The sequence below is a fragment of the Flavobacterium sp. KBS0721 genome, assembly GCF_002007065.3.
GTDB lineage: Bacteria > Bacteroidota > Bacteroidia > Flavobacteriales > Flavobacteriaceae > Flavobacterium > Flavobacterium piscis.
The window spans coordinates 3,291,460-3,311,368 of record NZ_CP042170.1; the positions used below are offsets into that span (position 1 = coordinate 3,291,460).

At 35.6% G+C, this 19,909-nt stretch carries 10 protein-coding genes; 9 read left to right on the forward strand and 1 reads right to left on the reverse strand.

Annotated elements, in window-relative coordinates:
- Nucleotides 1-6 precede the first annotated feature (6 nt).
- Both bla-B1-FLAV and priA read left to right on the forward strand, forming a co-directional pair.
- Nucleotides 7-753, forward strand: a complete 747-nt coding sequence (gene bla-B1-FLAV, locus B0M43_RS14395; RefSeq protein ID WP_078008704.1) for a subclass B1 metallo-beta-lactamase — start codon at nt 7-9, stop codon at nt 751-753.
- Between the two features lie 27 nt (nt 754-780).
- Nucleotides 781-3,231, forward strand: a complete 2,451-nt coding sequence (gene priA / locus B0M43_RS14400; protein WP_078008703.1) for a primosomal protein N' — start codon at nt 781-783, stop codon at nt 3,229-3,231.
- 1 nt (nt 3,232) lies between these two features.
- Here the strand turns inward: priA and B0M43_RS14405 are convergent, their stop codons facing one another.
- Nucleotides 3,233-3,931: a LytTR family DNA-binding domain-containing protein gene (locus tag B0M43_RS14405; RefSeq protein WP_065449575.1), complete on the reverse strand. Its 699-nt coding sequence runs from the start codon at nt 3,929-3,931 to the stop codon at nt 3,233-3,235.
- A 177-nt stretch (nt 3,932-4,108) separates the two neighbouring features.
- Between B0M43_RS14405 and rpsF the strand changes: the two genes are divergently transcribed.
- The 7 genes from rpsF to B0M43_RS14440 all read left to right on the forward strand — a co-directional run bounded on the left by rpsF (nt 4,109) and on the right by B0M43_RS14440 (nt 19,765).
- Nucleotides 4,109-4,450, forward strand: coding sequence for a 30S ribosomal protein S6 (gene rpsF / locus B0M43_RS14410; RefSeq protein WP_007810575.1), 342 nt, complete (start codon nt 4,109-4,111; stop codon nt 4,448-4,450).
- 5 nt (nt 4,451-4,455) lie between these two features.
- Nucleotides 4,456-4,752, forward strand: a complete 297-nt coding sequence (gene rpsR, locus B0M43_RS14415) for a 30S ribosomal protein S18 (protein WP_002987043.1) — start codon at nt 4,456-4,458, stop codon at nt 4,750-4,752.
- Between the two features lie 66 nt (nt 4,753-4,818).
- The gene (rplI, locus tag B0M43_RS14420; RefSeq protein ID WP_065449576.1) at nt 4,819-5,259 is read left to right on the forward strand and encodes a 50S ribosomal protein L9; all 441 of its coding nucleotides are present in this window, start codon (nt 4,819-4,821) and stop codon (nt 5,257-5,259) included.
- A gap of 143 nt (nt 5,260-5,402) precedes the next feature.
- Nucleotides 5,403-5,876 carry a DUF6495 family protein gene (locus tag B0M43_RS14425; RefSeq protein WP_078008702.1) on the forward strand — a complete coding sequence of 158 codons (474 nt, stop codon included), beginning with the start codon at nt 5,403-5,405 and terminating at the stop codon, nt 5,874-5,876.
- Nucleotides 5,877-7,114: 1,238 nt separating this feature from the next.
- Complete coding sequence (locus B0M43_RS14430) at nt 7,115-16,837, forward strand: gliding motility-associated C-terminal domain-containing protein (protein ID WP_144825145.1); 9,723 nt, start codon at nt 7,115-7,117, stop codon at nt 16,835-16,837.
- 45 nt (nt 16,838-16,882) lie between these two features.
- Nucleotides 16,883-17,815, forward strand: a complete 933-nt coding sequence (locus tag B0M43_RS14435) for a type IX secretion system membrane protein PorP/SprF (protein WP_078007575.1) — start codon at nt 16,883-16,885, stop codon at nt 17,813-17,815.
- Nucleotides 17,816-17,827: 12 nt separating this feature from the next.
- Nucleotides 17,828-19,765, forward strand: a complete 1,938-nt coding sequence (locus B0M43_RS14440) for an OmpA family protein (RefSeq protein ID WP_078007574.1) — start codon at nt 17,828-17,830, stop codon at nt 19,763-19,765.
- Nucleotides 19,766-19,909 lie beyond the last annotated feature (144 nt).

Here is a 19,909-nt window from a genome sequence, read left to right on the forward strand (position 1 = left end):
AATATAATGCGAAAGTTAGCATCAATACTTTTATTGTTGGGAATATTATCCAATAGTTTCGGACAATCTAAGAATTCGCCATTACAAATAAGTCATCTTACAGGTGACTTTTATGTTTATAAAACGTTTCATGATTATAAAGGAACGCTGATTTCTGCAAACGCACTGTATCTGGTTACCAATAAAGGAGTTGTGTTGTTTGATGCTCCTTGGGATAAAAGCCAGTTTCAGCCATTGTTAGACAGTATAAAGGCAAAACATCATAAAGAGGTTGTGATGCATTTTGCAACACATTCTCATGAAGACAGGGCAGGAGGTTTGGGTTTTTATAGAAAAAAAGGAATTAAAACCTATGCTATAAAATTAACAGACGAGATTCTGCAGAAAAACAACGAAAAAAGAGCTCAGTTTATAATTCCTAACGATACAACTTTTACAGTTGGTCAGCACGCTTTTGAGGTTTATTATCCTGGTAAAGGTCATGCGACAGATAATATAGTGGTTTGGTTTAATAAAGAAAAAGTACTTTACGGAGGCTGCTTTATCAAAAGTACAGAAGCTACAGATTTAGGATATTTAGGTGATGCCGATGTAAAAGACTGGGAAAAGTCTATTAAAAAGGTACAGACAAAATTTAAAAATCCTAAATATATTATTACCGGTCATGACGACTGGAAAGATCTGAATTCTTTAAATCATACTTTAAAATTAGTGAAGGAATTTAATGCTGCAAAAACTTCAGATAAAAAATAATCCTTTAAATCTTAATAAAATATCTACATGTTTTTTGTCGAAGTTGTTCTACCGCTTTCTTTAGCCAAAACCTTTACTTATCGTATTTCTGAGGCCGAATTTCATTTCATTAAAAAAGGAATGCGGGTTGCGGTGCCTTTTGGTAAAAGTAAAATTTACACCGGGTTGGTTATTGATATTCATCAAAATGAACCGAGTTTGTATGATGCCAAAGAAATTCATCAGATATTAGACGAAAAACCTATTGCGACCGAAATCCAGATCAAACACTGGCTTTGGGTGGCAACTTACTATATGTGCGGCATTGGCGATGTATATCGTGGTGCTTTTCCCACCGGATTATTGCTGGAAAGTGAAACAGTAGTATCGCATAAGACGGATACGCTAGTAAATGATTCTGAACTTTCTGATGATGAATTTTTGATTTACGAAGCCTTGCATCATCAGAGTTCGCTTAAGGTTGGGGAAATTGTTTCTATTTTGAACAAAAAGAATATTTTTCCGATCCTTCAAAAACTAATTGCAAAAGATATTATTGTTTTAGAAGAAGAAATAAAAGAAAGTTATAAGCCAAAATTGGTTCGGTATGTAAAACTACATGCGAAATACGAATCAGATAATGGTTTGGGAGAATTGCTGGAAGTTTTAAAAAGTGCTAATAAACAAAAGGAAATTGTTTTGGCTTATTTTCAACTAATGGCTTCTGAAAAGAAACCCATCACTGTCAAAAAACTGGTTGAGGTTTCGAATTCAACTTCAACTACGGTAAAAGCTCTAATTGATAAAGAAATTTTCGAAGAATATCTTTTGCAACAAGATCGTGTTTTATTTTCCGGACAGGCAACTGAGAAGCAACTGTTGTTAAGTGAAGCTCAGAATACTGCTTTTGAATCGATTAAAAATAGTTTTTTAGATAAAGAAGTTTGTTTGCTCCACGGCGTTACATCCAGCGGAAAAACAGAAATTTATATCAAATTAATTGAAGAATATTTACTCACAGGAAAGCAAGTTTTGTATTTGTTGCCGGAAATTGCGCTTACCACTCAATTAGTCTCTCGTTTACGCCTTCATTTTGGCGATAAAGTAGCAGTTTTTCATTCTAAATACAGTAATAATGAAAGAGTTGAGGTGTGGAAACAAACACTCGAAAATTCAACAAAAGCCCAAATTGTAATAGGAGCAAGGTCGGCTTTGTTTCTTCCGTTTGAGAACTTAGGTTTGCTAATTGTTGACGAAGAGCACGAGCAGACGTTTAAGCAAACGGATCCTGCACCAAGATATCACGCCAGGGATTCGGCTATTGTTTTGGCTAATTTTCATAATGCAAAAGTTTTACTGGGATCAGCAACACCAAGTATCGAAACGTATTTTAATACACAAACAGATAAATACGGGTTGGTTACGCTTACAGAGCGTTATAATGATGTTCGAATGCCAGAAGTGCTTTTAGTCGATTTAAAAGACAAGCATTTTAGAAAACGAATGACAGGACATTTTAGTGATCTTTTAATTGAAGAAATTGCAGAAGCTTTGTCTTTAGGCGAGCAGGTGATTTTATTTCAAAACAGACGTGGATATTCACCTATAATAGAATGTATGACTTGCGGGCACGTACCGCATTGTCAGCAATGCGATGTGAGTCTGACTTTTCATAAACATAAAAATCAATTGCGTTGTCATTATTGTGGATATTCTATTGCAAAACCAACGCATTGCCATAGTTGTTCAAGTATTGATTTAACGACCAAAGGTTTTGGTACAGAGCAAATAGAGCAAGAGTTAGTAACGCTTTTTCCAAAAGCCAAAACAGGCAGAATGGATCAGGATACGACTCGCGGAAAGTTTGGTTTTGAAAAAATAATTGATTCGTTTAAAAACCGTGAAGTTGATATTTTGGTAGGAACACAAATGCTGGCCAAAGGTTTAGATTTTGATAACGTAAGTCTGGTTGGGATTATGAATGCAGATAATATGCTGCATCATCCTGATTTCAGGGCTTTTGAGCGCAGTTTTCAAATGATGACGCAGGTAGCAGGAAGAGCGGGGAGGTCAGAGAAACAGGGAAAAGTAGTTATTCAGACTTATAATCCTAATCATAATACAATTCAACAAGTTACAAACCATAATTATATAGGTATGTATAAGGAGCAATTGTACGACCGCCAGATTTATAAATATCCGCCGTATTTCAGGATTATAAAACTAACATTGAAACACCGTGAATTTGAAAAACTGAAAGAAGGTTCGATGTGGTTGTATCAGGTTTTAAGTCAAAATTTGGGTATTCCGGTTTTAGGGCCAGAGGAACCAGCGATTAGCAGGATCAGGAATGAATATATCAGAACAATTCTGATTAAGATTCCGAATAATATGCCTTTAGCAGGCACAAAAAAAACTATTCAGAAAATGTTGAATAGTTTTGAGGCTGTTGCTCAGTACAGAGCTATAAAGGTTATTGCGAATGTCGATTTCTATTAAATTATGATGACGTTGATAGTGCCTTGACTAAATCTTCTTTTTTATTTCGGCTAAGCGGAATTTTGGTAATGCCAATTTCGGCAAACTTACTATTAAAACGCTCTACCTTATCAATGTTGATAATATAAGACTTGTGTACGCGAATAAATTTGTCTTTTGATAAATCGTTTTCAAAAGATTTCATTGTAGATAGCACTAAATTACTATCATCCTCGGTAACCACTCTTACATAATCTCCAAAAGCTTCAATCCATTTGATTTTTGCTGTGAAAATTTTAAGTTTTTTAAGGTTACTCTTGATGAATATATGTTCGCCTTCTTCTTCTTTTACGTCTTTTTTAAGCAAATGCATGTCTATCGCTCTTTTTACAGAAGCATTAAAGCGATCTACCGCAATGGGTTTTTGCAAATAATCAGTAGCGTCATAATCGAACGCTTTTAAAGCATACTCTGCTTTCGAAGTAATAAATATAATTTGCGGCTTAGATTTTAAGCCGTCAAGAAAATCAAATCCATTAATAACAGGCATTTCTATATCAAGAAAAATTAAGTCGATATTATTTAGAGAAATACAGCTCTTTGCTTCTATTGCATTAGAAAAATCCCCGATTAAGTGCAAACCTGGGTGATTATTAACTAATTTTGCAATAATGGTCCTTTGTATAGAACTATCATCTACAACAACACAGTTTAGTTTCATAACATTAAGATTTAGAATAAATTCAGGATAGCAGTAGTAAATGTATTATTTTTTTGTAAAAAAAACTAAAATCAGCCTGCATTTTTTACATTACAACGAATAAAAGCAAAAAAGTGTTGTATATATAAATTAAATGGTTACTTTTGCACCCAATTTTAACAAATAAATATTATATTTATGAATCATTATGAAACTGTTTTCATTTTAAATCCCGTTTTATCTGAGGTTCAGGTGAAGGAAACAGTAACGAAATTTGAAGAATTTCTTACTAGTAGAGGAGCTGAAATGGTATCGAAAGAGGATTGGGGTCTGAAAAAAATGGCTTACGAAATCCAAAACAAAAAAAGTGGTTTTTACCATTTATTCGAATTCAAAGTAGCTGGAGAAGTTCTAATTGCTTTTGAAACTGAATTTAGACGTGACGAAAGAGTTATGCGTTTCTTAACTGTAAGTTTAGACAAACATGCTATTTCATGGGCTGAAAGAAGAAGAGCCAAATTAAAATCTACTAAAGCTTAATTATTATGTCTACAATAGAGCAATCTGCAAAAGGAAAAAAAGACGGAGATATCAGATATTTAACGCCTTTAAACATTGAAACTAACAAAACTAAAAAGTACTGTCGTTTCAAAAAATCAGGAATCAAATATATCGATTATAAAGATGCTGATTTCTTATTGAAATTCGTTAATGAGCAAGGAAAAATTCTTCCTCGTCGTTTAACTGGAACTTCATTGAAATACCAAAGAAAAGTTTCTGTAGCTGTAAAAAGAGCACGTCACTTAGCTTTAATGCCATACGTGGCCGATTTATTAAAATAATATTAAAAGAATAGTTGTTGGTTTCCGGTAAGATGGAACCTAACTTCTCAAATAAAGGACAACAACATGGAACTTATTTTAAAACAAGACGTACAGAATCTAGGATTTAAAGATGATGTAGTTACTGTAAAAGCTGGTTACGGACGTAACTTTTTAATTCCTCAAGGTTTTGCTGCTTTAGCAACTCCTTCTGCTAAAAAAGTTTTGGCTGAAAACCTAAAACAAAGAGCTCACAAAGAAGCTAAAGTTGTTGCTGATGCAAAAGCGTTAGCTGAAACTTTAAAAGCGATTGAAATTAAACTTTTCGCAAAAGCAGGTGGTGAAAAATTATTCGGTTCAATCACGAATATTGACATCGCTGAAGCTTTAGCTAAAGGTGGACAAGTAATCGATAGAAAATTCATCACTAGCGGTATCGTTAAACGTACTGGTAAATACACTGCAAATGTGCGTTTACACAGAGATGTAATCGTTGAATTACCATACGAAATTGTTGCTGAAAAGTAATCGTTTTTTATATGATACAAAAATCCCGATGCGAATCGGGATTTTTTTGTTTAAAAGAAATAATAATTAATCAGACTTAAAGTTATTTGCGCAAAGCATCTTGCTTAAAGCATATAGCGTAAGGCATAAAGCCTAAAAAGAAAATGAAGTACGCAAGATTAACAAAAGAGCAATTTGATGAATTGCACGCAGAATTCGCTAATTTTTTAGCTACACAAACTATTGATAAGGCAGAGTGGGATTCTATTAAAATAAATAAGCCGGAAGTGGCTGAACAAGAACTGGATGTTTTCTCTGATTTAATTTGGGAAGGTGTGTTGTCAAGAGCAGAATATTTAGAACATTTCTCCAGGAACCATATTTTCCTGTTCAAGTGTTTTGAAAAAGATGTACAATCTATAGTTTTAAAGTCATTGGTTCCTGAAACTGATTTTCTTACCAAAGACGGATTGCAATGGTTAAGTGATAATATGTTTACAGAAAACATAGAAATGAAAGCAGGAAAAAAAGTACTTACAGAAGACAGAAATGCTTCTATTTTTGAATTGATCCAACAAGGAGCTTTTTTAAGCGATGGACAATTATTTACTCAAATTAATACTATTATCGAGTCTTAATTTTACAAAATATATTTTTTAAAAGGTAAATAATTGATCTCTAATTATTTGCCTTTTTTTTATTATTTTAACTTTTGTTTAAACTTTTTTTCTTTTTTGACCCCGTATTTTTACTCGTTTTTTTTGAATAGTGTAAAGAATTCTTCTTTAGTAAATAAAATGTAGGTTTTGCTTTTCAAATTAACTTTTTTCTCTGTGTTTTAATGGAATATTAATCATTAAAAGTAATACAAAACTTACTTTGTGTTTTTTTAACAAAAAATAATTAGATTTTTTTATGAAGTTTATAACATTCATTTTTATGTTAAAGCTGTAGGTTTTTCTGATGTTTCGATTGTTTTTTATGACTATTTTGCTTTTAAAATTTAAAAAAATAAGAATTTTATGCTTGTTTTACATTTTTGTTTTTTCTAATTTTAGAATATGAAAGTTAAACAAAGCAGTTTTTTATTTTTTTGAAATGCATAAAAAGTGAGATGATTTTTTATTGTTATTTTAATTGAAAAGCATTCTTCCTTGAAACTTTAATTGAAACTGAATATTTAAATAATAACTTAATTAATTCGCTTATGGATTTGACATTTACTCTCTTTATCAGGTTTGCATTAATTATTCCTATTATTTTGACTTTGTTTTTTATCTGTATCAGAATTAATCGATTTTTCTTGAAATCCGATTTTTTAATAAGTGCAAACTTTTTTCAACAATTTTATAGTTATACACGTTTTTTATTTTCAAAGCCCAATCGGAGTCTTTGTTGGTGAAGACCTTTTTGTATTTAATATTTTTAAATCAGGAAGTGCTTCTTAATAAGCATAATGATTCAATTTTTAGAATTAATTCTAAAACAACAAAATTTACAGATTGCCTAATCAACTTTCTATAGATATTGAATCATACTATATATTAAGAATTCCCCCAGTTCTACTCAACTTAAATTTTCTTTTATGAAAATTAATCCTGCAACAAATCACTCCTTCTGGAAGATTGATTCAGATCAATATTTCCTAAATTTTTCCGGACATTTTTTATTCTACAGGAATAAAAACTGCTCTTTAGTATACTTCGGTATACGCAATACGACATGATTTTTTTATCGAAATGCAGTTTACATTCTTAGTATACTACGAATATAAATTTCATTTTAACTAGTTGATTTTATTGTTTTTAAGAATTGCCTAAGCATACGTGCTTATCGCAACAGGTATTTTATTGTCCATTTTCTAATCTTCCAAATTATGAAAAAAAATTCTACTTTTTATGATCTCATCGTAAAGAAGAGATTGTTGGCCGTATGGCTTTTATTGTTTTTATTTCTTATAAGTAATAAAAACTTTGCCCAGACCTTTTGTAGACCAACCACACACAGTACTGATACTGGTGGAGTATGTTTAGGTACTACCGGAGTAAGTAATCCTACGCTAGCTTATGATTCTAGTTTAAGTACTTATGCAACTATCACAAATTCTTTGGGCGTAGCTTGTTTTGCTGAGGAAACGGTAACCTTTAATCAAACTGCAAAAGCAGGAGATCAAATTGTACTATATTATGGTAATGGTAGTGCTCTAATAAGTGCAGGAGTATTAGCAAATTCAACTATTCAGCCTTTGTTATCGGGTGCCTCTGCAGGAACTGCGGTTCCTTTGAGCGGATTAGTAAATCTTCAATTGTTAGATAATGGAGAGAATATTAATGTTGTAAAGTATACTTTAACATCAGATGCAAATCAGATAAAAATTCAAACAGGGGGACTTGTAAGTCTGCTAATTAATTTAAGAGTATATGATGTGCGTTTGCAATTTGCAAAACCTACTATTACTAATGGAGAAACACAATCCGTTTGTTTCGGACAATCAATAGCGCTTTCGGCTACTGCAGCTGCGGGTACTACAATATCCTGGTATGATTCGCCAACAGCGATTACACCGCTTTCTACAACTGGTAGTTATACAACGCCAGCTTTAACAGCTTCGACTACTTATTATGTAAGTACTTCAAGAATTTCTGGTTGCGAAAGTGATCAGCGATTACCTGTAACGATTAATGTTATTGAACCCATAGTACCTGTAGTTAGTACTACTGGTACGACTATTTGTTCAGCTGGAGCAACTCAGGCAACTACTTTATCAGTTGTAAATCCGGTTTTAGGAACAACTTATTCCTGGTATGATGCTCAGACAGGAGGGACACTTCTAACTACTGGAAGTACGTATACACCAACTGTGCCTACAGGTATTTCTACTTTTTATGTGGAGGCATCTATTGGTACATGTAAATCGACACGTACTCAGGTAAATGTCACTTCGACTCCGGTTCCTGGGCCTGCGACGATATTAACACAAAGTGTCTCGATAATTTCTGGTCAGAATGCAACTTTAACTGCTTCTACAACTGAACCGGGTGTTAGTTTAGATTGGTATGAAACTGCTACTGGGGGAACAAAATTATTAGCTAATTCTAATTCTTTTACAACTCAAATTTTAACAGCAAGCAAAACTTATTATGTTGAATCTGTTAATCTTGCTGGAGGATGTGTGAGTGCAACGAGAGTTCCTGTTCCGGTAACGGTTATAGCTGCTGCGTTGGGTGGTTGCTTAGAAGCAAATAGTCAGCAGACCACTCAAAACGGACTTTGCTTACTTTGTTTTTCCACAACGCCAAACAATTCAGTTGATGGTAATACTGCTACAGCTGCAAGGCTTACTCTTCCGGTTGGCTTATTAAACGGATGGATTCAGCAAACATTACAATTTAATAATCCTGGTAAAGCAGGAGATATTGTAGATGTTGAATTGGAGTTACCGGGGGGAATTGCTGACCTTTCATTGTTAGGAGCCGTTAGTCTGGCAACTTACAACGGTGCAACGTATAACAATGATAGAGTTTCAACTAATAATAATGCTTTGGTTACTTTACAGCTGCTATCAGGAAACCGATTTAAAGCGAGCATCGTTGCAGGTGCAAATTTTGATCGTGTTGAGGTTAGGTTAGGTGGTTTGGTTTCAGCATTAACTAATTTAGATATTTATCAGGCAAGTTACCGATATAAAGCACCAACATTTGCAGGTAACACTGCAATCTGCAGCGGACAAACTACCACTTTGACAGCAAATTTAGCTTTGGGCGAAACAATCAAATGGTACGATGCCTTAACAGGCGGAAACTTATTGAGCAGTGTTCCCTCTTATACAACTCCGGCTTTGACTACTGATGCTACTTATTATGTAGAAGTTACTCGAGGTACTTGTGTAAACAGTGAAAGAAATCCTGTTACGGTTACAGTAAGTAATCCTGTTGCGCCATCAGCAATTAGTGTTGTACCTTTAAATTTATGTAGCGGAGAAACAACAACAATAACGATTCAATCACCTGTTGCGGGTACAACTTACAGATGGTATGATGCAGCTACTGCCGGGAATCTGGTATTTACAGGTACTTCTTACACCACACCAAATTTAACTGCTCCTACTACTTATCATGTTGAAGCTGTAATTGGAAGTTGTGTAAGCACACGTACACCTGTCAGTGTTAATGTAAATTCAATACCTTCAGCACCTATTCCGGTATCTTCGAGTGTTATTATTCAACCTGGTCAGACTGTAATGTTAGCCGTTACGGCTGAGGCAGGCATGAATTATAATTGGTATGACGCAGCTACTGGAGGAAATCTTTTACAGGCCAGTTCCAGTACTTATATACCCAATCCGGTTGTAACAACAAATAAAACATTTTATGTTGAGACTGTAGCCGGAGCATCAGATTGTAAAAGTAGTTCACGAACTGCAATTAACGTATTGGTTACTAATACAGTTAGTAGTTGTTTGAAACCAAGTGATCAACAAGTGACTCTTGATCCGGGAGTTTTGTGTCTTAATTGTGGTTCTTCTAATGATGGTGCCGCTGTTGATGCAGATCCAAATAATTTTTCTAGCTTAACTATCACTGCAGGATTACTTAATAGTTATATTCAACAAGCGTTAGAGTTTACTACTCCGGGGCAGGCAGGCGACATTATTGATGTTGAATTAGAATTGCCTGGTGGTCTTGCTGATATTGCATTGCTAGGATCTGTAAGTATAGGAACTTCTTATCTAGGGACCGAAAATCCGGGAAGACTTGCAGTAAATAATAGTATATTGAATCTACAAGTATTGTCAGGAAACAAATTTAAAGTTAGTTATCCCGCAACTGCAGCATTTGATAAAGTTGAGATTAGATTGGGAGCATTAGTTGGCTTATTAACTACTTTGAATGTTTATGGAGCTTCTTATAGATTTCCAAATGCTACAATATCAGGAGCAGCGGATCCAATTTGTGCAGGAGGAACTACCACATTGTCGGCATCTTCTACTTTAGGAACTGAACTATTTAAATGGTATGATGCTCCAACAGGTGGAACTGAAGTTAATGTTAGTTCACCTATTTCTTTTACAACTACTACAATTTATTATGTAGAAGCTACTCGTTCAGGATGTGTAAATAGCGTTCGTCAGCCTGTAACGATTACAGTATTGCCTATCCCAACTGCTGCGGATATTACAATTGCAAGTCCTTTGACTGCCTCTTGTAATGGAACTGTAGTATTGGCTCCAACATCTGCTTTAGCAGGAGCAACATTTAAATATTATTTAGATCAAAATAAAACACAAGTTGTGGCGGGAACTATAGATCCTTCAACGGGAGCTTTAACCATTAACGGACTTACTGCCGCTAATTCGCCTTATACTTATTATGTATCTGTTCTTAACGGAGGAACTTGCGAGAATATAAACGGAACTTTAAAAGAAGTTGTCGTAAATTATCCTGCAGGTTCAGCTTTAACAGTTTCATCCCCATTTGCTGGTTGTGCTAAAGTAAATTTAAGAGATGCTATTACAAATTTTGATACATCAGGAAATACTACTTATACTTTCTTTGATGCTTCAAATAATCCAATTACAGATGTGGCGGCTGCAAATATTGTTGCTGATGGCACTTATTTTATTCAGGCTCAAACAGCTGGTTTTGATTGTCCATCTGTGAAATTACCGGTAGTGGTAACAATAAATCCGTTGCCAACACTAACAGGTGTAACAAGTTCAATAGCTGTTATAAAAGATTCTTCAGTTACATTAAATGCAACGTCAAACGGAACAATAACCTGGTATGATCCACAAGGAAATTTATTGTCTTCAAATATTGTTGGGCCACTAAATACTGTTGGTGTTTTTACTTATACAGTAGTTGCTACTAATGCAAATGGAACTTGTACTACCAGTCAGACAGTAACCATTAGTGTTATTGATCCCGCTACTTGCGATACATTATTAGAAAGAGTTTATGCTAATACTGAATTATCAGGATCAATTATTACCGGAGCTGTAACAAGCGGACCTTTGGCGGTAGATACTGATCCTAGTACTTATTCAACAATAACTACAGGTTTAGGACTTTTAGGTATTGGTACAACATGGCAAAATCTACAATGGCCAACCACTATAGCTAAAGGAACTCCGGTAACAGTTAAACTAGGTTTACAAAATAGTTTACTTGCGGTAGGAGGAAGTATTTCGGTTATAGGAACAAAACGTGATGGATCTAACAATCCTGTTGATATTGGAACTTTACAATCTGTATCAGGATCATTATTGACTTTATTACCAGGTCAAAATTCATTCGAATATACATTTGTTCCTTCAAATACTGCTGGGGTTCAGGATTATGATGGTATCCGAGTTCAACTCGGATCTGTTTTAAGTGTAGCACAAAACATTAATGTTTATGATGCTTACTATAAAAAACAAGTAACACAAATTGCTTGTGGTCAAGGCGATATCGAAGATATTTTCTCTGGTGCAAAAGAGCAGGCAGGACTTGGCGTGTTAACAGCTACTGTAGGTGTTTCTAACCCTTGGAATGTCGCCGATGGAGATGTAGCAACATATGCTACAATGTTTAATGGAGTAGGAGTTCTTGCAGATGCTGAACTAACAACCACTTTTAGAACACCATCTATGGTTGGAGACAGTCTAAGAATTACAATTTCTAAACCTGGAACTCTTTTAAGTCTTGGCGTACTTTCAGGACTTAGTATTCAGCTTTATTCAGGAAATATTGCTGTTGGCCCACCAATACAAGGCAATGATGGAAATTTACTGACCTTAAAATTACTTGCAGGAGATACTATGGCGATGACAATTGTTTCACCTCAAACACAGCCATATGATAAAGTTGTGATTACTTTAGGAGGAGTTGCAAATGTTTTAGATCAGCTTAGAGTGCATACTATTGATCGTGTAACCAATACTAAAGTCATTGGGAGCGATCCGGATAATAAAATCACAGTTTGTCCCGGAGCAGCAATTACGCTCGCAGTTCCGCCAAAATCTTGTGCTGATTATGCATGGTACGATACCCCAATTGGAGGAACTCCTTTAACAAGTGGTCAAACCTACATACTTCCTGCTACTTTGGCAGCGGGTACTTATAAGTATTATGTTCAGCCAATTCGTTACGGTTGTGCGGCTTTAGAAAGAGGAGAAGTAACAGTTGTGGTTAGAGCAACTACTCCTGCTGCTGCTATAGCAAACGTAACAGTAAACGGAGGACCTGGTACTATAATTTGTTCTGAAACTGGTACAGTAACATTAGATGCTATTTTAAATGGCACAACAACTCTTACTAATCCGATATATTATTGGTATAGTTTCAACGGCACAACAAGTCAGTTAATAGCTGGCGAAACTACTCCTAAATTGATAATAAATGGATTAACTCCAGGAACTTATACTTATTACGTAGGAGTTAGTGCAGATGAATATTGTGAAACTGCAGCTGCCGATAGAAAACAGGTAACATTTACCATATTACCAAGTTCTCTTGAATCTGATATTGATGTAAATAACGCTTCTATTTGTCTTGGTACACCTGCAACGTTAACACCAACAACTGCATTAACAAGTCCGGTTTTCTTTTGGTATTTAGATGCTAATAAAACGCAACCTATCTTTGATAGTGCAGTAATCAATGGAGTAACTTATGCGGTTAATGCTTTAAATGGAACTTTAACAGCTACTGGTTTAACAGCTGCAATGAGTCCTGTTTCATATTATGTTGCCGTAACAAGTGATAATACTTGTCAGAATAAAAACGGAGAACTTAAAGTTGCAACTGTAATCGTTAATGATCCTCCAACTCCAACATCAACAAATAATCCTCAGAATTTCTGTTCAGCAGATCAGCCAACAGTAGCTAATCTTCAGGCAAATGAGGTGAATGTAGTTTGGTATCTTGCTTCGTCAGGCGGAACTTCATTAGATCCAACAACGGCATTAGTTAATGGAACAATTTACTACGGTGCTATAAAGGATTTACTAGGTTGTGAGAGTTCAGTTCGATCAGCGATAACAGTAAATGTTAACGATCCCGGAACACCAACAACGGCAGATGCCACACAAGATTTCTGTTTGGTTAATGCGCCAACAATTGCCAATATTCAGGTTGATGCACCAGCGGTTGGAACCATAGTTTGGTACAGCGCTTCATCAGGCGGAACTGCACTTGCCAGCACTACACCATTAACAAATACGTCTTATTTTGCTTCAATTTTAAATGCAACAACGAATTGTGAAAGTGCAGTAAGATTAGAAGTTGCGGTAACAGTAAGCGATCCCGGAACGCCAACAACGGCAGATACAACACAAGATTTTTGTTTGGTTAATGCGCCAACAATTGCCAATATTCAGGTTGATGCACCAGCGGTTGGAACCATAGTTTGGTACAGCGCTTCATCAGGCGGAACTGCACTTGCCAGCACTACACCATTAACAAATACGTCTTATTTTGCTTCAATTTTAAATGCAACAACGAATTGTGAAAGTGCAGTAAGATTAGAAGTTGCGGTAACAGTAAGCGATCCCGGAACGCCAACAACGGCAGATACAACACAAGATTTTTGTTTGGTTAATGCGCCAACAATTGCCAATATTCAGGTTGATGCACCAGCGGTTGGAACCATAGTTTGGTACAGCGCTCCATCAGGCGGAACACCGCTTGCCAGCACTACACCATTAACCAATGCATCTTATTTTGCTTCAATTTTAAATGCAGCAACGAATTGCGAAAGTGCAGCAAGGTTAGAAGTTGCGGTAGCAGTAACTGATCCCGGAACACCAACAACGGCAGATGCCACACAAGATTTCTGTTTGGTTAATGCGCCAACAATTGCCAATATTCAGGTTGATGCACCAGCGGTTGGAACCATAGTTTGGTACAGCGCTTCATCAGGCGGAACTGCACTTGCCAGCACTACACCATTAACAAATACGTCTTATTTTGCTTCAATTTTAAATGCAACAACGAATTGTGAAAGTGCAGTAAGATTAGAAGTTGCGGTAACAGTAAGCGATCCCGGAACGCCAACAACGGCAGATACAACACAAGATTTTTGTTTGGTTAATGCGCCAACAATTGCCAATATTCAGGTTGATGCACCAGCGGTTGGAACCATAGTTTGGTACAGCGCTTCATCAGGCGGAACTGCACTTGCCAGCACTACACCATTAACAAATACGTCTTATTTTGCTTCAATTTTAAATGCAACAACGAATTGTGAAAGTGCAGTAAGATTAGAAGTTGCGGTAACAGTAAGCGATCCCGGAACGCCAACAACGGCAGATACAACACAAGATTTTTGTTTGGTTAATGCGCCAACAATTGCCAATATTCAGGTTGATGCACCAGCGGTTGGAACCATAGTTTGGTACAGCGCTCCATCAGGCGGAACACCGCTTGCCAGCACTACACCATTAACCAATGCATCTTATTTTGCTTCAATTTTAAATGCAGCAACGAATTGCGAAAGTGCAGCAAGGTTAGAAGTTGCGGTAGCAGTAAGCGATCCCGGAACACCAACATTAGTGACTCCCGGTCCACAAAATTTCTGTTTGGTAAATGCACCAACATTTGCAAGTATTCAGTTAAATGAAACAAATATAGTTTGGTATGATGCTTTAAACGGAGGAAATTTAATTCCATTAACTACATTATTAACAAGCAGAACATATTATGCAGCTATAAGAGACGCTTCAGGATGTGAGAGTGTACTAAGACTACCTGTAACGATTAATGTAACAGATCCTGTTACACCAACAACTACTCAGGCGAGTCAGACTTTCTGTTCAGCAAATAATCCAACTGTTGCAAGTATTCAGATAAACGAAACTAATGTAGTTTGGTATAACGCTGTAACTGGAGGGACACCAATTGCGTCGACAGCAGCTTTAGTAAGCGGAGATTACTTTGCAGCATTAAAAGATGCAACGACAAATTGTGAAAGCAGTGTTAGACTAAAAGTAACTGTTACTGTTGGAAATTCAAATAATCCAACAACAAACAATACAGCGCAAAATTTCTGTTCAACCAGTAATCCAACATTTGCAAGTATTCAGGTCAATGAAAGCAATGTATCATGGTTTACTACTGATACCGGAGGAACAGCGATTCCTTTAGCTACAGCTTTAACTTCTGGTACTTATTATGGAGAGATTACAGAACCGGTAACAGGATGTAAAAGCGCAACTCGTTTAATGGTTAGCATTACCATTGTAAATCCAATGGCGACTCCAACAACGAATTCACTTACTCAAAACTTCTGTTCTGTAAATGCACCAAAGGTTGCTAATATTCAGGTAAATGAATCCAATGTAATTTGGTACAGTACACCGACAGGAGGAACAGCAATTCCATCAACAGCAGATTTAGCGAATGGTGTTTATTACGGTGTTGTTGCAAGTGGATCAGGTTGCGAAAATCCGGTACGATTAGCAATTACGGTAATTATAAATACACCACTTCTAGTGACTACGCCAAGAACAACTCAGACATTCTGTTTATCAGCAGTTCCAACAATAGAAGATATAGTTGTAAATGAAGCAAATGTAGTATGGTATACTTCTGCAAATGGAGGTACACCGCTAGCAGCAAATACACCGCTTACAGCGACAACATATTATGCTGCAGCACTTAGCAATACAACGAATGGTTGTGATGGAGTTTCCAGATTAGGAGTGGCAGTTTCTTTTGAAAATGATGCAATGGTTCCAATCACTACTACAGATGATACACCATGTGTTTTCCAGGGAATTACATATTCTATTGCTAACGGAAAATCAGATTATATCTGGACAATTGAAAACGGTACCATTACTTCTGGTGGAGGAAATGCTGACGGAACTGTAACTGTATCGTGGTCGGATATTGGACCTGGAAAAGTAAGTGTTGCTTACATTAATACATGTAATGAAAGAACCATCAAATCATTAAATGTAAATGTAGCTACTTGTTCTGATCTGACAATAACCAATACAGTTAATAACCCCGCACCTAATTTTGGTGAGCAGATCACATTTACTGTAACGGTGAACAATGTTGGCGAAGGTAATTTTATAAATACGATAGTTAGCGAATTATTACCAAGCGGATTTGATTTAGTTAGCGCCAGTACAACTGCAGGAACATATGATTTAACTACACAGCTTTGGACAATTCCAGCTTTAAACGCAGGACAAAGCGTAGTACTTACAATTGTTGCAGAAGTATTGCCAAGCGGTAATTACACAAATGTTGCAACGGTCGAAATTTCGACTCCTTTAGATGTTGATGCATCAAACAATTCAGCTTCAGTTACTGTTGTGCCGGTTTGTTTGACAGTGTACAATGAATTTACTCCAAACAATGACGGAGCGAATGATCTTTTCAGAATTGATTGTATCGAATCCTATCCAAACAACGAGTTGAAAGTGTATAACAGATACGGTTCATTAGTATATAGTAAACAACATTATGAAAATGATTGGGACGGAACGGCCAATGTATCCGGAGTTATTAATAGAGGAGATATGCTGCCAACAGGTACTTATTTTTATGTGATAACCATTGGAGATGGAACGGTTAAAAAAGGCTGGTTATCTATAATGAGATAATCACTGTATTAATCATCTAATTAATTAAACTTAATAAGTATCGTTATGAAACTATATATAAAATCATTAGAAACGTATTTCATCCTAATATGTTCTTTTATTACATTTTGTGCCAGTGCGCAACAGGATCCGGAGTACACACAATATATGTACAATACAATGTCGGTAAATCCAGCTTATGCTGGGTCTACCGGTACATTAGAAGCAACACTTTTACACCGTTCTCAATGGGTTGGAATTGATGGAGCTCCAGAAACACAGTCGTTTTCTATTCACTCACCGCTTCGAAACGAGATGATTGGTTTAGGGTTAAGCGTCGTTAATGACAAAATTGGTCCTTCAAACGAATTGTATGTTGATGGTAACTTCTCTTATTCAATTCCTTTAGGATATGAAAAAAGGTTAGCATTTGGTCTTAAAGCCGGTATGCGAATGCTGAATATAGACTGGTCTAAGGGTCGATATTATAATAATAATGATGTTTTGCTAAATCAAAACATAGATAATCAAATGAAATTAGCTGTAGGAGCAGGGATTTACTATTATACTGATAAATGGTATTTAGGTTTCTCAATTCCAAGTTTTATAGAAAATAGTTATTACGACGATGTTCAGGAATCTATAGATTACGATCGTTTGCATTATTATTTAATGGGAGGTTATGTTTTTGATTTGAATCCGAATTTAAAGTTTAAGCCGGCATTTTTGGTAAAAGCAGTAACCGGAGCACCGCTTACGGCTGATATATCGGCGAATTTCATGATTGCAGAGAAATTTGTAATTGGCGGATCGTATCGAACAGATGATTCTGTGAGTATATTGGCGGGTTTTCAAATATCCAGAAGTTTCTATATTGGGTATGCTTTTGATTACACAGTTAGTGAATTGAACAAATACAACGATGGTTCTCACGAAATCATTCTGCGTTATCAATTTACTAAAAACCAAAGTAAAATTAAATCTCCTCGATTCTTCTAAATCTAAAACCCTATGAAAAAACTATATATCCTTAGTTTAGTCTTGAGCATTACTTTCAGTTTTGCTCAAAAGACTAATTTAAAAAAGGCCGATGCATTGTTTAAAAACTATTCTTATGTAGACGCTTCTAAAGCTTACGAAGAATGTCTGCAAAATATCGAAAATCCGTCGGCTCAAACGTTAAAAAATGCTGCAGATTCGTATTACTTTATTTCAGATGCCAGAAATGCTTTAAAATGGTATAAAAGATTGTATGAAGTACAAGGCAATAATTTAACAGATATCTATTACCTGCGTTATATCCAGTCAATGAAAGCGGTGATGGATTATGATGATGCAGATAAAATCACGAAGGAATATCTAAACAAAAAAGGAGATCAGAAAGAAATCAACAGATACGTGGCTCAAAAAAAGCAGTTGGATAGTCTGGCGAAAGCGAAGTCTCTTTATTCGATTAAAAATTTAGATATCAATACCAGTAAATCAGATTTTGGAGCTACTTTCTATCAGGATCGAATCGTATTTACATCGGCTAGAGATACAACAAGGTTTGCCGATAAATTGTATAATTGGAACAATCAGCCCTTTCTAAATTTGTATGTAGCTGAGAGAAATCCAGCCGACGGAAGTTTGTTTAATGATGCGTTGTTTATACCCAATATAATGACAAAATATCATGAAGCAACAGCAAGTTTTGATGCCAGCGGAAAAACAATTTATTACTCCTCGAATATTGTCAAGAAAAACAAATTAGTTACTGATGGAAATAGCGTTAATAATTTTCAAATCCTTAAAGGTTCAATAGTAGATGGAAAAGTAGAAAATCCACAAAAAGTTTTCTTTGATAATAATGACTACTCAGTTGGACATCCTAGTTTAAGCGATGACGGACAATGGCTTTTCTTTGCATCAGATATGCCCGGAGGTTATGGCGAAACCGATTTGTATGTGGTGAAAATTGCAGATGACGGAACGATGAGTTCACCTCAAAATCTGGGACCTAAAATCAATACTATCGGTAATGATCTTTTCCCGTTTTTCCGCAACGGAATACTTTATTTTTCTTCAGACGGACATTATGGTTTGGGAGATCTGGATGTATATCAAAGTACTTTCTTATCAGATGGAAGTTTTTCTACACCAAAAAATTTAGGAGCTCCTATAAACAGTAACAAAGACGATTTTACTTTTGTTATTGATAAAACGGGTACTTATGGTTATATCTCTTCTAACAGAGCAGGCGGTAAAGGCGATGATGATATTTATTCTTTCATAAAAGGAGAACCAGTTTGCAACCAGAATATTTCAGGTAAAGCAATCGATCATAAATCAAAATCACCAATAACAGACGTGACCATTGTGGCGTATAATTCATACAATGAGATTCTGGCAGAGACAAAAACAAACTACGAAGGAAAATATGCTGTAACAGTACCTTGTAATAAAACAGTTCGATTAGTGGCTACAAAAACAAATTATAGCAACGACGAAAAAACAGTAGAAACTTCAAAGGAAAATGAAGCAGAAATTACCGATGTTAATTTCGAACTAAGTAATTATGATGATCTTGTAGTTAAAAAGAAAGGAGTAGAAAAAGTAGATGTTAACCCTATTTATTTTGACTACAACAAATTCGATATAACCCCTAAGGCAGTTGAAGAATTGGCCAAAGTAGTTTTTATTATGCGAAAGTTTCCTAATATCCGTATCAAAATCGAGTCTCATACAGATTCTCGAGGAAAAGATGCTTATAACCTGAAACTTTCAGACAACAGAGCAAAATCGACACGTGATTATATTGTAGCACAGGGTATTGACGCTTCGAGAATAGAAAGCGCAATAGGTTATGGCGAAAGCCGATTAATTAATAAGTGTAAAAATGGAGTAAAATGTACTGAAGAAGAACATTTATTAAACAGAAGATCAGACTTTATCATTATTCAAAAATAGTTTTATGGTTTTGTTCTTGTAATTTGGGGATTATTAGAATAAAAACATAGAGCGAAGAAACCATTTGGAAGTTGGTTTTGTTTAATTCTTTTTAAGAATAATGGGCAAGAAGAAAATCAAGTTGCATCGTTTTGCAACTTGATT